A 13,944-nucleotide genomic window follows, 5' to 3' on the forward strand; every position below is an offset into this window, starting at 1 on the left:
ACCATGCAGGCCGGGCAGGCGCCGCCGCCACCCGGCAAAAACACGATAAAAGGAACTGAAGATGGCAACTCCTCACATTAATGCCGAAATGGGTGATTTCGCTGACGTCGTATTGATGCCGGGCGACCCGCTGCGCGCGAAGCATATTGCAGAAACTTTCCTCGAAGACGTGCGTGAAGTGAACAACGTTCGCGGCATGCTGGGCTTCACCGGTACGTACAAAGGCCGCAAAATCTCCGTGATGGGTCACGGTATGGGTATCCCATCCTGCTCCATCTACACCAAAGAGCTGATCACCGATTTTGGCGTGAAGAAAATCATTCGCGTAGGCTCCTGCGGTGCAGTACGTATGGACGTTAAGCTGCGTGATGTGGTTATCGGCATGGGCGCGTGCACGGACTCTAAAGTTAACCGTATGCGTTTCAAAGACCATGACTTTGCCGCCATCGCTGACTTCGGCATGGTGCGTAACGCGGTTGACGCCGCAAAAGCGCTGGGCGTAGACGCACGCGTGGGTAACCTGTTCTCTGCTGATCTGTTCTATGCACCAGACGGCGGCGAGATGTTCGACGTGATGGAAAAGTACGGCATCCTGGGTGTGGAAATGGAAGCGGCAGGGATCTACGGTGTCGCGGCTGAGTTTGGCGCGAAAGCACTGACCATCTGCACCGTGTCTGACCATATCCGTACGCACGAGCAGACGACCGCTGCTGAGCGTCAGACCACCTTCAACGACATGATCAAAATCGCGCTGGAATCCGTTCTGCTGGGCGACAAAGAGTAATGTTGTACTGCCGGGCGGCGTTCGCTGCCCGGCATGCTCTTCCCGGTTACAAATACACCACGCTGATGGTCGCCTGACCGTCAAACTCCGTATCTTCCGTTAAAGACAGATTCTTCAGATTCTCGACCGCCAGCGACACGTTCAGCGGGAAAGAGACGCTGGTGACCGCCATCGGGTCGTTTTTGCCCGCCGGCGCAACGCTCATCAGACCCAAATCTTTATTGGCGATGGTACCACCGTTGGCTTTCTGCCAGCGGCTCACGCCCGCTCCCGCGGTCACGGCCGTACGGATAGGCTCAGCGTTATTGCCGTTCGCCGTCACATCGCCTGGCGTGGTGTAGATGGAGTACGCGCCGATGTTTTTACCATCGTGCGTTTTGCCCAGCCCAAAGGTGTTCATCGCACCGCGAAGCTCACCGCCGTTAGCATTGGCGTTTTTCACCTTCAGGTTACTGCTGCCCGTGCTGGCGTTGGAATCGGTACGGTTATCCGCGATACTCCAGCCCACCTTTGTTGGCGTGGGGCAGTTGATCGTCAGCATCACCCCTTTTTCGCCCAGCTGCGTAGCCTGGGTTTGCGACAAATCGCCAATATGAATCCTGCCAAAATCGATCACGCCATTATTGCTCAGCTCCGGTACACACGAGGCACCGGCAAGCGAGGCTTTGACTTTCAGCACGGCGGTATCGCCCGCGTGTGCGGATGTGGCCGCCAGGGCCAGCGCGACAACGAGTAAACATTTTTTCATTGTTAATCCTTAACATAAATAAAAAGCATGACATTGCGGGGTATTAACCCGTCAGTATTTGTAACGGTAGTGCTTTTCTACGCTTCACGCAGGCAGGTACCTGACGCGTGAATGGGGTTATTCCTGTGTTAATAATTCCCAGGCCATATTGCTCTCAAGAAGGGTATTGTCAGCAACATGACGAAGCTGGCTGTTATTAATGACGGGAACAATCTTAAGGGTGAAGCTCATGTGTTTACCCCGCACCGGCACGGCATTTTGCCGGGCAACGAGACCTTCATTATTTTTGATAAACGCGCGTTGCGTCGGGCTGGAGGAGGGCGTAAAACCGATACGGTCCGTCGTTTTCGCCAGCGTGCAGGCATGCCCGTCAACCACCATACTGTCGGCAATAATGGCCAGTCGCCCGTCCTGACCAAAGAGAACCCCCCCGTTGACGCCGGCAGTGGACTGCACAAACAAGGCCATCACTCTCGGCTCCGGGCAGAAAACGTTGGCCGTAATTTCTTTGGCCGGCATTCGGTTCCAGTTCTTCTGCGAGGCGGCGATATCCGACGGTTTGAGTTGTCCAAACGAGACAACAGGCTGCGAAAACGTAACCTGACACTCTTCACTGGACGCGCGTGCGGAGAAGAGCAAAATCATGCTGGCAAACGCCGCGAATAAAAGGGAATAACAGGTTTTCACTGGCACATTCCTTCTGCTTTTTCGTAATAGGACTCGGTATTTTTGTCTTCGCTGAGCGAATACGTGATGTGGCAAATTTTTGCCATGTTGTCGTCCACCACATACAGGGCGGGCGCATCCGTGGCGTCGGGAATAAACACGCTGCCGTTATCCATTACGCTGACGATATAACGGCTGTCTTTATCCACCACGCTAAGCCCTCTGGCGAGCCATGACCCGTCAGGGCGTTTCACGCTCAGCATTAGACGACGCGTGTTCAGCACGTGGAAATCCACCTGCGCGAATGAGCCGTAAGCTGCGGAAACGGTCTGTATCCCGTTCGATAAATCCATTCCCTGTGGCAGGGAGCTGGCATCAATGACAATCTGAGAGGTTTGCCACTCGCGCAGACCCGGCACCACGGCTTGTCCCCACGCATCGGTCCAGACGGTTCCATCGGGCGTGGTGATTTGAATACCGCTTTCCGGCTCGCTTAATCGCGCAATGCCAAAGGTGTCTTTAATCGGGTAGGGTGCAAACGTAATGCCATGACCATGCAGGGCGATGCCGCCGCTGAGGGAGGTGCTGTAATTATGCTGGTTCCCGTCATTCAGCCCTGCGGCCATGCCCAGCTGTGCGTAGTGCAGGTTGGTGCTGACATTGCCGTTAAACGACTGGGTCTTGTCCTGATTGTCGCGATCGACCGAGAGGTTGTAATTGGTGTTTTGACCCCACGATCCGCTATCCTGAATACCGAGGTTTTGTTTTTCACCCTGGCTGCGCATATAGGTACTGATGCGCTCAGTGCCAAACGGAATGACCAGATTAAGATAGAGCAGGTCGCCATCACTTGTGCCGCCCTTCTCCGTCTCACTGCTGCTGAGGGCGTGCTGCCAGTTCACTGAGAGCGACGTGTGCCCCAGACTCTTGCCCCAGGAGACCATCAGGTAGCGGGAGCTACTGCTCTCTTCATCCCCGGCATTCTCGCTGTACTGGAATGAAAGCGAGCCAACCCACGCGTTGTTCCAGTTGAGGCTGGTATTCCAGGCGCTTTGATAGCGCTGGGATTCAGCGTCCATCGCCTCGTTTAACTCCCGGTAGCCGGTGCTGTAGGTTGATGCGCTGACCCCAAGCGTGAGTTGCTCGGGCAGGGAAAGGTGACTTTGCAATTCTATCTTGCGGCCATTTTGTTGACCGTAGAACTGCGCGCGGCTCATCTGAACGCTGGGAGAAAGCAGCCAGTATTCGGCTGGCGACCATTCCAGTATCGCCCCGAGGGCCTGATACTGCTCTGCCAGCACGCCCGCCGTGACGCCGGTGAGCTGGGGCGTAAACCGGGTTCCGTCAGAAAAATTAAATACCCAGGGCGACCCTTGTTCATCCCCGGTATCGCGAACTTTACCCAACGAGACGCTGAGCCCTTCAGTGCGCGTCATCCCGCTCACGTTCAGTGAGGAGGAGGGAACCGTAAACGTCGTGGTGGAACCGTCGGTTTCGACCACGCTGATGTCCAAATCCACGTTGCCACGCACCACCGGGACATCGGTCAGAGTAAACGGACCGGCATTCACCAGCGAAGAGTAGATAACCTGCCCGGACTGACGAACGTCAACGCGCGCCTGGTTGGTGCGGGCGATGCCGGAAATGGTCGTCGCCGGAATATTCGGTTGCAGGCCCGTTTCCGGCATGAACTGTACGCCATTAATTTGTGCGCCACTGAACAGCGCCGAGTTGACGTTAATCTGCCCCGCCTGAATGCGAAGTTTCCGTTCTTCGAAGACGTGTTCCGCGTAGGTATAGAGATTCTCTGTGCTGCGGGTTCCGTTATCGTCGGTCAGGATAAAGTTGCTGCGCAGCGTCCAGTTCGCCACGTTGAGACCGGCGCCAATATTGCCCTGGGAAAAGGTACTGTTTCCGCCGCTGCCGTACTCGTTGTAGTTGCTGAACGCACTGTAATTGATAAGACCCGCCGCACCGCCGTGCGCGTAGTATTTCGCGGCATAAAAACCATTGTCCATCGCCTCTGCGGGAACATAAATCTCAAGCGACTCCGCGTTGGGCAGCAGCGTGACGGTGGCCGTCGGGTAATCTTGCAGAAGATTATGGCAGGGCTCTTTTGCATCGATATTCAGCGGAAGAAGACCTGCCGCACGGGTAAAGTCATCATCCAGACACAGTTGCCCTTCCTCTCCCACGCGGATCGCAAGCGTGCCTTTATCGACGCCGTTAATTTTTACCTGCACGGCATGCGGCCCCGGCAGGTATCGCTGGGCCTGGGAGAAGTAGTGGGCGAGGTTGGTGCTGATACCGCGGGTCGCCAGAATATCGGTATTAAAATCCATACCGGCCGCCGATACCGACTGGGCGGGCAATGTCAAAGCCCCCAGTATGGCGGCGCGAAGCGTCTGATTACGCAAAGAGAACTCAATCACCAAAACATCCCTGTCTTACTGGCGCGTCAGGGAAGCGGTAAAGCTCTCAACTTCAATCCCGTAGCGGCTGGCCGGATTGAACTCAATGGCGTTATCGGTGCCGTTAACCGGGGTGTCGGTCTGCACCGTCATGGTCTCTCCCGGCAGGATAAACGTCTTGTTGACCAGACCTTCCGTATGCGAAGGCAGTAAGGTGACAGAGGTGGAGAAACGGACCACGTAGGCGGACGGATTCTGCACCTTGACCTCTTTCCCGGTGACTGACCAGGTCAGTAATTTCCAGGCGTCGGTGACCACCGGCAGATCTTTGGGATGGATCAGGACCGGTAAATCCTGACGCAGGTTGATCCCGACCTTCACGTTTTTATCCGTGCTCTTGGGCGGAATACCTTCGAACACCACGCGTTTGTACTGTTCAACGCTAAGCGGTTTGTCGGTTTCAAGAATAAAGCGAACCTGTTGCTCCTGGCCTGGCTCGAGGCGCACCACCGGCTGGGTGACGTTGAGTTTTACCCCCTGGTCGCCCCCGATATCCCGGATGGAGGTATAAAGCAGGGTGGGAATGCTGTCGGTGTTTTTCACGCTCATGACGCCGCCGTGGTTCGCTTCGTCAATCAGCAGCAGGGTGGTTTCAGGCACCATTCCGGCGGCAAAAAGCGAAGCCGGAAGGGCGAGGCACAGTGAGCAGATCAAACGTGTTGATGTGTGGATCGTAGACATAGTGGGTTTCATTCGCTGGTCAGGAAAAAAACTCCCCATGTAACTGGAGAGTTTTGCGTCAGGGGGCTGGATTAGAGGTAAACCAGGGTGATCGTTGACTGGCCTTCAAGCTCGGTTTTGTCGGTCAGGGTCAGCTTGTCGCTTGGGGCTACGGCCAGCGCAATCTTCAGCGGGAATGCCGCGCTCATGAAGGCTAAAGGTGCACGCTGGCCGCTTTTGGAAACGGTCATGACGTCGGTGCCATCGTTGGAGAGGATGCCGCTGGTCCACATGTTCATCCAGCTTCTGCTGCTGATCGTGCCGCCGGTATAGAGGGTAGCCGCGATAGGCTGTACCGCCGCGCCGTCTGCGGTAACGGAGGTCAGGTAGGTAGAAATGGCATACGCACCGATGTTCTCGCCGGCGCTGGTTTTACCTACGCCGTTCAGTTGGCTGGAGCCAGATGCCTGGCCACCGTTTGCGGTAGCGTTATCCACGTGGAACTGGTTGGCTGGCAGGCTGGCACCGGCGTTGGAGTCCGCGCGATCGTCGTGAAGCGTCCAGCCCACGCGTGTGGCGGACTGGCACTTGATGGTCAGGGTGACATCTTTATGACCTGCCTGATATGGCACGCTGGAGGAGAGGGAGTCCAGACCGATTTCACCGAAGTTGGCCAGACCCCCGTTGCTGATTTCCGGCACGCAGCCTGCGCTGGTCAGTGAGCCCTGTACTTTGAGCATGGCGGTCGGTTCTGCGCAAACGGCTGTTGCCGCCATGGATAGCACGGTGGCAAGAAGAAGCTTTTTCATTGTTATTCCTTAACCTGAAAGAGAGTGACTAAAAAAGATATTTTTAGTCCGCAAAGTGCTTGCATGAATACACGTGTTAAATAACAAGCGCCGCTGATTCTATTAATGATTCACAGAATGCAATAATTAGATTTTCTAACGAGCACATTGAGATTTTATTAAGTCATTACAATCAGATATGAATGGATTTATATTCTGCTTTAAAACGGCGGAATATCTCCGCCGGAGAAAAGAAAACATGACCTTAACGTATCAGAGATAAACCAGCGTAATGGTGGTTTCGCCGCTCAGTTGAGCTTCATCAGTCGTGGTCAGGCGATCGGTATTCACAATGGCCATCGAGACTTTAAACGGGAAGACGACGTTGGTAATCGCCAGCGGAGAAGATTTGCCTGGGGTGGTCGCCGTCATAATTTCTGCGTTACCGTTGGCAATAATACCGGTACTCAGGTTACGCCACATGTATTCGCCATTGCTGTTGACGTACGCCGGGGCATAAATGGCCTGAGCCGGAAGACCATTGGCGGTAACTTCATTCACGCGCGTTGCGATGGCATACGCCCCAATCTTTTCGCCCGCCGCCGTGGTGCCAACGCCATAGGTCGTACCAGCGCCCCAGGCATCACCCCCGTTATCCGCCGCATCGCGGATGTAGAACTGGCTGGACGTCAGGTCATTTGCCGCATTGGTATCTTCTTTATTGTCCGCGATGCTCCAGGCCACTTTGGTCGCTGAAGGGCAGGTAATGGTTAACGACATGTCCTTTTGACCCATCTGATTCGTCTGGGTAGGCGAAAGTTGATCCAGGGCAATGGTGCCAAAATCGATAGAACCGCCATTGCTTAATTCAGGCGTACAGGACGCATTATTCATTTTGCCCTTCACCTTCATCACAACGGTAGAGTCGGCGAGCGCAGCGTGAGAAGCCACGGCAATCAGAGTGGCGAGAAGAAGTTTTTTCACTGTTATTCCTTAACCAAAAAGTGGACATTTTCTTGTGTGCGTGTAATTAACGTATTGATTCACAAGCGCGGGAATTCTATTAATGGTCAGAGTTATTTGTGAAATGAGAAATTCTACACTCGGTTGTGAGTTTAATTAAGGGCTGTAAATACAATCATGTATGTATTTACGTCTTGCGAATAATATGATGGATGCAGTATGAATAAAGGAATAAAAAACGGCGAATTAAATTCGCCGTCAGAGATACGTTATCGCCTGAGCGATAATTTAATTAGAGGTATTTCAGCGTAATGGTCGCCTGACCATCCAGTTCGGTATCTTCGGTAATGCTCAGTCTGTTGGTATTCCTGATTGCCATGGAGACTTTCATTGGGAATACGGCTTCGGTAAAGGCCATCGGCACGAGTTCACCCGGTTTGGCGACGGACATGGTTTCGTAGTCATCCAGAACAAGACGACCCGTCGTATTTTTATTCCATTTAGTCAGATTAGTGCCTCCCGCGGTAATCGCATCAGCAGGTGCGCCGTCTACCGTGACATATGGCAGGTTGGTATACACTGCCCATCCGCCAATCTTCTGGCCCTCTTTGGTAAAACCTAAACCGCTTGTGTACTGAGGGCTGAATGTCGAGCTGCCATCAACGGCAGAATCATCGACTTCAATATAATGGCCATCAGCCAGACTGTCTTTGCGGTTGTCGTACATTGTCCAGCCGACTTTGGTCGCAGAATTACAGGTAATTGTCATGGTGATATCACGCTGGCCGAGCTGGTTATCCTCAGTCGCGCTCAGTGAGCCCATTGATATTTTGCCATAATCTACTGCACCGCCGTTGCTCATTGTAGGAGTACATGACGCGTTGGTCAGTTTGCCTTTCACTTTCATGACGGCGGTGTTAGCCGCATGGGCTGCGGTCATGGACGTTGCCGCAGCGATGGCCGCGACAAGAAGAATTTTTTTCATTGTTGTTCCTTAACGAAGAGAAATTATAGAACTGTCGACTAGTAATGTAATCAATAGGTTTTATATATGGGTATAACCACGGGCGGTAGTATATTGTGGCTGCTCTAAATGGTGTATTTAGAATTTCTAAACGGGCAGTAATGAAAATATAAAAGCATAGATGGTGTGAATATTTTCACGCATTTTACGGGCATATTTCCGCTTTTATTGTTCAATTTATTATTGAAAGTTATTAGCGGTTTTCGTAAGGCCGGGAAGCATTCAATGCCCTTCCCGACGATAATATAATATTTTTTAATAAGATGGGGCAGGCTGGATCCCTGAAGCCTGCTTAAAAAATAAGAATAAGAGGTTATCGCGTAAACAGGTTACATCACTCACCCGGCGAAGCACGCCGGGCAACATAGTTTAGCGTACGGCCTGCGAAAGCCAGGCAGAAAGCTCGCCCAGCTCGATTGCCTGATCGGGGAACTCGCCACGTAACGCCTCACATGTCAGCTGCACCGTGTCGGCACGATACAGGCAGCCCTGTAAGCGGCTGGCCAGCGCCTCCAGCGGCGCAGGGTTCAGGCTGTCCGTAAAGACCTGTGCCCGGGTAATGTGGCCTTTTTCCACGTCAAAATGAAGCTCCACGCCGCCCCAGGTGAAGCGCTCGTCCAGCAGGTGCGAGAAGGCCGGCGCCTGACCAAAGTTCCACTCCCAGCTGCTCTGACGGGCAAAGGTTTCCGCAAAGTTTGGCAGGTCAGGGGTGTTATCCGGGGAGATCACTTCGGCTTCGACCCGCTCGCCGTAGTGATCGAAAAACGCTTCGCGGATGGCATCGCAGATCTGTTCGTGGGTGATGCCCGGCAGTAATTCGATCAGGTTGGCGACGCGGCCTCGCACGGAGGTGATACCTTTGGCCTGCAGCTTTTTCTTATCGGGATTAAGGTAATTCGCAAGACGGCTGAGGTCGGCGTTCAGCAACAATGTCCCGTGATGGAATCCCCGGTCCAGGGTTTCACGGTAGGCGGAGCCGGAGACTTTGCGATCCCCGTCGGGGGTTTTGACGACCAGATCGTTGCGGCCTGACGCTTCGGCAGTCACGCCCAGCGATGTCAGGGCGTTAAGCACAATCGCGGTAGAAATGGTTTTATCGTATTCAGGTTTGCCCGCCATAAAGGTAAAGCAGGTATTGCCGAGGTCGTGAAATACCGCGCCGCCGCCGCTGCTGCGTCGCGCCAGGCGGACGTTATCCTCTTCCATACGCCGGGTATTACACTCTTTCCAGGGATTCTGCGCACGGCCAATCACCACCGTATCGGCGTTGCGCCATAAAAATAACACCCGTTGAGTGGCTGGCATCTGACGGAAGATGCACTCTTCTACCGCGAGATTGAACCAGGGATCGTGAGAGTCAGAGATAAGCAGGCGTAACGTCGTCATGGCAAAGTTCCTTTTCCGAATCGTAAGCCTACTTTATCACTATTCTTTCTTATCGCCCTCGTCCTCTTCGGGCACCGATTTACTGGCGGTCAGGAGGAAAGGCGATTGCTGCCAGCGGGTGCGTTTACCCTGCAGCAGCGTGCGTGCCAGCACCACACCGATGGCCAACGAGAGCAGCAGCATCAGGCGCAAAATATTGGTGGTGTTGTCCACCTGTTTTGCTTCGGTGGGCAGGGTGTGGGTGTCGAGCGTCAGGCGCAAATACCCGAGCGGACCATTTTTCCCCTGCACGGGTTCGACGATCTGCTGATTGAAATAGCCGCCGGCTTTTTTGCCGTCCAGCGCCAGCCTGTCACGGACGTCAACGTGCTCACCGGCACGGGCGATCAAGTCGCCCTGTTCGTCGTAGACACCAGCATCAAGAATGCGGCTGTTTTCGGTTAACTGGCGTAATATCTGACCTATGCGCTTCTCGTCCGGCGTTTCGGTGCGCATCGCCGGGGCGATGTTGAGCGTGACCTGACGCGCCAGAGTACGCGCCAGTTCCTCAAACTGCGGGTTACGTTGCCGCTGGTGGTTCTGGCTGAACCACGATGCTCCTTGCATCAGCGCGACCAAGAGTGCGAGACATATCAGGACAATCACGGCACGATGAAGTCGGAATTTCAGTTTTGCGCGAGCCATATTCCACCTGCTGAAAATTTACGGCTTAATGTTGCCAGAAGTGATGGTTACAAGGTAGCCTCATGCGTTATTTTCCCTCTGGAACCTTCCGGCGCGAACGAATTCACAGGAGCTTCAATGCCGAACATTACCTGGTGCGACCTGCCTACGGATGTCTCTTTATGGCCAGGATTGCCGCTCTCTTTAAGTGGTGATGAGGTGATGCCTCTGGATTACCACGCTGGCCGTAGCGGCTGGCTGCTGTACGGACGCGGCCTGGACAAACAACGCCTGACCCAATATCAAACCAAACTGGGTGCAGCGATGGTCATCGTGGCGGCCTGGTGCGTAGAGGATTATCAGGTCATCCGCCTGGCAGGTTCCCTGACGCAGCGCGCGACCCGCCTGGCGCATGATGCCGGCCTGGACGTGGCGCCTCTCGGCAAAATTCCACACCTGAAAACGCCGGGTCTGCTGGTGATGGACATGGATTCCACCGCCATCCAGATCGAGTGCATCGACGAGATCGCCAGGCTTGCCGGCAGCGGCGAGCTGGTGGCCGATGTGACCGAACGGGCAATGCGCGGCGAGCTAGATTTCACCGCCAGTCTGAGACAGCGCGTGGCGACCCTGAAAGGGGCGGACGCGAACATCCTGCGCCAGGTGCGTGATGAGTTGCCGTTAATGCCGGGGCTGACGCAGCTGGTGCTGAAGTTAGAAACGCTGGGCTGGAAAGTGGCTATCGCCTCGGGCGGGTTCACCTTCTTCGCCGACTACCTTCGCGACACGTTGCGCCTGACCACCGTGGTGGCGAATGAGCTGGAAATCATGGACGGCAAGCTGACCGGCCAGGTGATCGGCGATATCGTGGATGCCCAGTACAAAGCCAATACCCTGACCCGTCTGGCGGAAAAATATGAAATTCCTGTCGTCCAGACCGTTGCCATCGGTGATGGCGCGAACGACCTGCCGATGATCAAAGCGGCAGGCCTTGGCATTGCCTACCATGCCAAGCCTAAAGTGAATGAAAAGACGGAAGTCACCATCCGTCATGCTGACCTGATGGGGGTGTTCTGCATTCTCTCCGGCAGCGTGAATCAGAAATAACGAGGTAAACCGTGGCGAAAGCTCCAAAACGCGCATTTGTCTGTAATGAATGTGGTGCGGATTATCCGCGCTGGCAGGGGCAATGTAGCGCCTGTCATGCCTGGAACACCATCACCGAAGTGCGTGGTGTGGCGGCTTCGCCGAGCGTGGCCCGCAATGAACGCCTGAGCGGTTATGCCGGCAACGCCGGTGTCGCGAAAGTGCAAAAGCTCTCGGATATCAGCCTCGAAGAGCTGCCGCGTTTCTCGACCGGCTTCAAAGAGTTTGACCGTGTGCTCGGCGGGGGAGTGGTGCCGGGCAGTGCGATCCTGATCGGCGGTAACCCGGGAGCGGGTAAATCAACACTGCTGTTGCAAACGCTCTGCAAGCTCGCCGAACAGATGAAAACCCTGTACGTCACCGGTGAAGAGTCCCTGCAGCAGGTGGCAATGCGTGCGCACCGTCTTGGCCTGCCAACCGGCAACCTCAACATGCTTTCGGAAACCAGCATCGAGCAAATCTGCATGATTGCCGAAGAAGAGCAGCCGAAGCTGATGGTTATCGACTCCATTCAGGTGATGCACATGGCGGATATCCAGTCTTCACCGGGGAGTGTGGCGCAGGTGCGTGAAACCGCCGCCTATCTCACGCGCTTTGCCAAAACGCGCGGTGTGGCGATTGTGATGGTCGGCCACGTCACGAAAGATGGCTCGCTGGCGGGGCCGAAAGTGCTGGAGCACTGTATCGACTGCTCCGTCATGCTCGACGGCGATGCCGATTCCCGTTTCCGTACGTTGCGCAGCCACAAAAACCGTTTTGGTGCGGTGAACGAGTTGGGCGTGTTTGCCATGACCGAGCAGGGGCTGCGTGAAGTCAGCAACCCGTCTGCCATCTTCCTCAGCCGGGGCGATGAAGTGACCTCCGGTAGCTCGGTGATGGTGCTCTGGGAAGGGACGCGTCCGCTGCTCGTGGAAATTCAGGCGCTGGTGGATCACTCAATGATGGGTAACCCACGGCGTGTGGCCGTTGGCCTGGAACAAAACCGCCTGGCGATCCTGTTGGCCGTACTGCACCGCCACGGCGGCCTGCAGATGGCGGATCAGGACGTGTTCGTCAACGTGGTCGGCGGGGTCAAAGTCACTGAGACCAGTGCGGATCTGGCGCTGCTGCTGGCAATGGTCTCCAGCCTGCGTGACAGACCGCTGCCCCAGGACCTGGTGGTGTTTGGTGAAGTGGGTCTGGCCGGGGAGATACGCCCGGTGCCAAGCGGCCAGGAGCGCATCTCCGAGGCGGCGAAGCACGGCTTTCGCCGCGCCATTGTGCCCGCCGCCAACGTGCCGAAAAAAATCCCGGAAGGGATGCAGGTCTTTGGCGTGAAGAAACTCGCAGATGCGTTAAATGTCTTTGACGACTTATAATTACGTATTCGATTTTGCAGGAGGCACCGTAATTTATGTCATCATTTGACTACATCAAGACCGCAATCCGCCAGAAAGGCTGCACGCTGCAGCAGGTGGCGGATGCCAGCGGCATGACCAAAGGCTACCTGAGCCAACTGCTGAACGCCAAAATCAAAAGCCCCAGCGCACAAAAGCTGGAAGCGTTGCACCGCTTTCTGGGGCTTGAATTCCCGCGTATGCAAAAGAACGTCGGCGTGGTATTTGGCAAGTTTTACCCGCTGCATACCGGGCACATCTATCTGATCCAGCGTGCCTGTAGCCAGGTGGACGAGCTGCATATCATCATGGGTTACGATGAAACCCGCGACCGTCAGCTGTTCGAGGACAGCGCCATGTCGCAGCAGCCAACCGTGCCGGATCGCCTGCGCTGGCTGCTGCAGACCTTTAAGTACCAGAAAAACATTCGTATTCATGCTTTTAATGAAGAGGGCATGGAGCCGTATCCGCACGGCTGGGATGTGTGGAGCAATGGCGTCAAAGCGTTCATGGACGAAAAGGGGATCACCCCGAACTGGATCTACACCTCTGAAGAGTCCGATGCGCCGCAGTTCCGCGAGCATCTGGGCATTGAAACCGTGCTGATCGATCCAAAGCGTACCTTTATGAACATCAGCGGGGCGCTGATCCGCGAAAACCCGTTCCGCTACTGGGATTACATCCCAACCGAGGTAAAACCGTTCTTTGTGCGCACCGTTGCGATTCTGGGCGGCGAGTCGAGCGGGAAATCGACGCTGGTCAACAAGCTGGCCAACATCTTTAACACCACCAGTGCGTGGGAGTACGGGCGTGATTACGTCTTCTCACATCTGGGCGGTGACGAGATGGCGTTGCAGTACTCCGACTACGATAAAATCGCGCTCGGTCATGCGCAGTACATTGATTTCGCGGTGAAATACGCCAATAAAGTGGCCTTCATTGATACCGATTTCGTCACCACCCAGGCGTTTTGCAAAAAATACGAGGGACGCGAGCATCCGTTTGTGCAGGCGCTGATAGACGAATACCGTTTTGACCTGGTGATTTTGCTCGAAAACAACACCCCGTGGGTTGCCGACGGGATCCGCAGCCTCGGCAGTTCCGTCGACAGAAAAGAGTTCCAGAGCATGCTCATCGACATGCTGCACGAAAATAACGTGGAGTTTGTGCATGTGGAGGAGTCAGATTACGACAGCCGTTTCCTGCGCTGCGTAGAGCTGGTGAAAGAGATGATGGGGGAGCAGGGGTAATTCCCTCATCCTAACCCTC

At 54.9% G+C, this 13,944-nt stretch carries 13 protein-coding genes; 4 read left to right on the forward strand and 9 right to left on the reverse strand.

The window, feature by feature from the left end; translation table 11 throughout:
- Window positions 1–61: 61 nt before the first annotated feature.
- Window positions 62–784 carry a purine-nucleoside phosphorylase gene (gene deoD, locus AAIR21_RS11850; RefSeq protein WP_013095492.1) on the forward strand — a complete coding sequence of 241 codons (723 nt, stop codon included), beginning with the start codon at window positions 62–64 and terminating at the stop codon, window positions 782–784.
- Window positions 785–830: 46 nt separating this feature from the next.
- Here the strand turns inward: deoD and AAIR21_RS11855 are convergent, their stop codons facing one another.
- The 9 genes from AAIR21_RS11855 to AAIR21_RS11895 all read right to left on the reverse strand — a co-directional run bounded on the left by AAIR21_RS11855 (window position 831) and on the right by AAIR21_RS11895 (window position 10,174).
- Window positions 831–1,532: a DUF1120 domain-containing protein gene (locus AAIR21_RS11855; RefSeq protein WP_014168530.1), complete on the reverse strand. Its 702-nt coding sequence runs from the start codon at window positions 1,530–1,532 to the stop codon at window positions 831–833.
- Between the two features lie 117 nt (window positions 1,533–1,649).
- On the reverse strand, window positions 1,650–2,219 hold the full coding sequence (locus tag AAIR21_RS11860; RefSeq protein ID WP_350223475.1) for a hypothetical protein: 570 nt from the start codon (window positions 2,217–2,219) through the stop codon (window positions 1,650–1,652).
- Window positions 2,216–4,630, reverse strand: coding sequence for a fimbrial biogenesis usher protein (locus tag AAIR21_RS11865; protein ID WP_183516776.1), 2,415 nt, complete (start codon window positions 4,628–4,630; stop codon window positions 2,216–2,218). The genes AAIR21_RS11860 and AAIR21_RS11865 overlap by 4 nt, the downstream gene beginning before the upstream one ends.
- A gap of 15 nt (window positions 4,631–4,645) precedes the next feature.
- The gene (locus AAIR21_RS11870) at window positions 4,646–5,350 is read right to left on the reverse strand and encodes a fimbria/pilus chaperone family protein (RefSeq protein ID WP_044867940.1); all 705 of its coding nucleotides are present in this window, start codon (window positions 5,348–5,350) and stop codon (window positions 4,646–4,648) included.
- Between the two features lie 71 nt (window positions 5,351–5,421).
- Window positions 5,422–6,138: a DUF1120 domain-containing protein gene (locus AAIR21_RS11875; RefSeq protein WP_014168534.1), complete on the reverse strand. Its 717-nt coding sequence runs from the start codon at window positions 6,136–6,138 to the stop codon at window positions 5,422–5,424.
- Between the two features lie 252 nt (window positions 6,139–6,390).
- Window positions 6,391–7,101 (reverse strand): DUF1120 domain-containing protein, encoded by a 711-nt coding sequence (locus AAIR21_RS11880; RefSeq protein ID WP_020885275.1) that lies wholly within the window; start codon window positions 7,099–7,101, stop codon window positions 6,391–6,393.
- A gap of 271 nt (window positions 7,102–7,372) precedes the next feature.
- Window positions 7,373–8,065: a DUF1120 domain-containing protein gene (locus tag AAIR21_RS11885; protein ID WP_113656601.1), complete on the reverse strand. Its 693-nt coding sequence runs from the start codon at window positions 8,063–8,065 to the stop codon at window positions 7,373–7,375.
- Between the two features lie 408 nt (window positions 8,066–8,473).
- Window positions 8,474–9,490 carry a lipoate--protein ligase LplA gene (gene lplA / locus AAIR21_RS11890; protein WP_014168539.1) on the reverse strand — a complete coding sequence of 339 codons (1,017 nt, stop codon included), beginning with the start codon at window positions 9,488–9,490 and terminating at the stop codon, window positions 8,474–8,476.
- Between the two features lie 39 nt (window positions 9,491–9,529).
- Entirely contained in the window at window positions 9,530–10,174 is a 645-nt protein-coding gene (locus AAIR21_RS11895) for a YtjB family periplasmic protein (RefSeq protein WP_020885273.1), read from the reverse strand.
- 117 nt (window positions 10,175–10,291) lie between these two features.
- On the opposite strand from AAIR21_RS11895, the gene serB reads away from it, so the two are divergent.
- Genes serB through nadR form a run of 3 tightly spaced genes read left to right on the forward strand, consistent with a single transcriptional unit; the run spans window position 10,292 to window position 13,925 of the window.
- Complete coding sequence (gene serB, locus AAIR21_RS11900) at window positions 10,292–11,260, forward strand: phosphoserine phosphatase (protein ID WP_020885272.1); 969 nt, start codon at window positions 10,292–10,294, stop codon at window positions 11,258–11,260.
- 11 nt (window positions 11,261–11,271) lie between these two features.
- Window positions 11,272–12,657: a DNA repair protein RadA gene (gene radA / locus AAIR21_RS11905; RefSeq protein ID WP_014168542.1), complete on the forward strand. Its 1,386-nt coding sequence runs from the start codon at window positions 11,272–11,274 to the stop codon at window positions 12,655–12,657.
- Between the two features lie 35 nt (window positions 12,658–12,692).
- Window positions 12,693–13,925, forward strand: a complete 1,233-nt coding sequence (gene nadR, locus AAIR21_RS11910; RefSeq protein ID WP_014168543.1) for a multifunctional transcriptional regulator/nicotinamide-nucleotide adenylyltransferase/ribosylnicotinamide kinase NadR — start codon at window positions 12,693–12,695, stop codon at window positions 13,923–13,925.
- Window positions 13,926–13,944 lie beyond the last annotated feature (19 nt).

The organism is Enterobacter sp. PTB (assembly GCF_051130085.1).
Taxonomy (GTDB): domain Bacteria; phylum Pseudomonadota; class Gammaproteobacteria; order Enterobacterales; family Enterobacteriaceae; genus Enterobacter; species Enterobacter ludwigii.

Excerpts from the sequence above, each read along its gene's own strand:
- AAIR21_RS11885 (WP_113656601.1), bottom strand. The coding sequence starts at position 8,065 with ATGAAAAAAATTCTTCTTGTCGCGGCCATCGCTGCGGCAACGTCCATG.
- deoD (WP_013095492.1), top strand. The coding sequence starts at position 62 with ATGGCAACTCCTCACATTAATGCCGAAATGGGTGATTTCGCTGACGTC.
- AAIR21_RS11895 (WP_020885273.1), bottom strand. The coding sequence starts at position 10,174 with ATGGCTCGCGCAAAACTGAAATTCCGACTTCATCGTGCCGTGATTGTC.
- serB (WP_020885272.1), top strand. The coding sequence starts at position 10,292 with ATGCCGAACATTACCTGGTGCGACCTGCCTACGGATGTCTCTTTATGG.
- AAIR21_RS11870 (WP_044867940.1), bottom strand. The coding sequence starts at position 5,350 with ATGTCTACGATCCACACATCAACACGTTTGATCTGCTCACTGTGCCTC.
- lplA (WP_014168539.1), bottom strand. The coding sequence starts at position 9,490 with ATGACGACGTTACGCCTGCTTATCTCTGACTCTCACGATCCCTGGTTC.
- nadR (WP_014168543.1), top strand. The coding sequence starts at position 12,693 with ATGTCATCATTTGACTACATCAAGACCGCAATCCGCCAGAAAGGCTGC.
- AAIR21_RS11875 (WP_014168534.1), bottom strand. The coding sequence starts at position 6,138 with ATGAAAAAGCTTCTTCTTGCCACCGTGCTATCCATGGCGGCAACAGCC.
- AAIR21_RS11855 (WP_014168530.1), bottom strand. The coding sequence starts at position 1,532 with ATGAAAAAATGTTTACTCGTTGTCGCGCTGGCCCTGGCGGCCACATCC.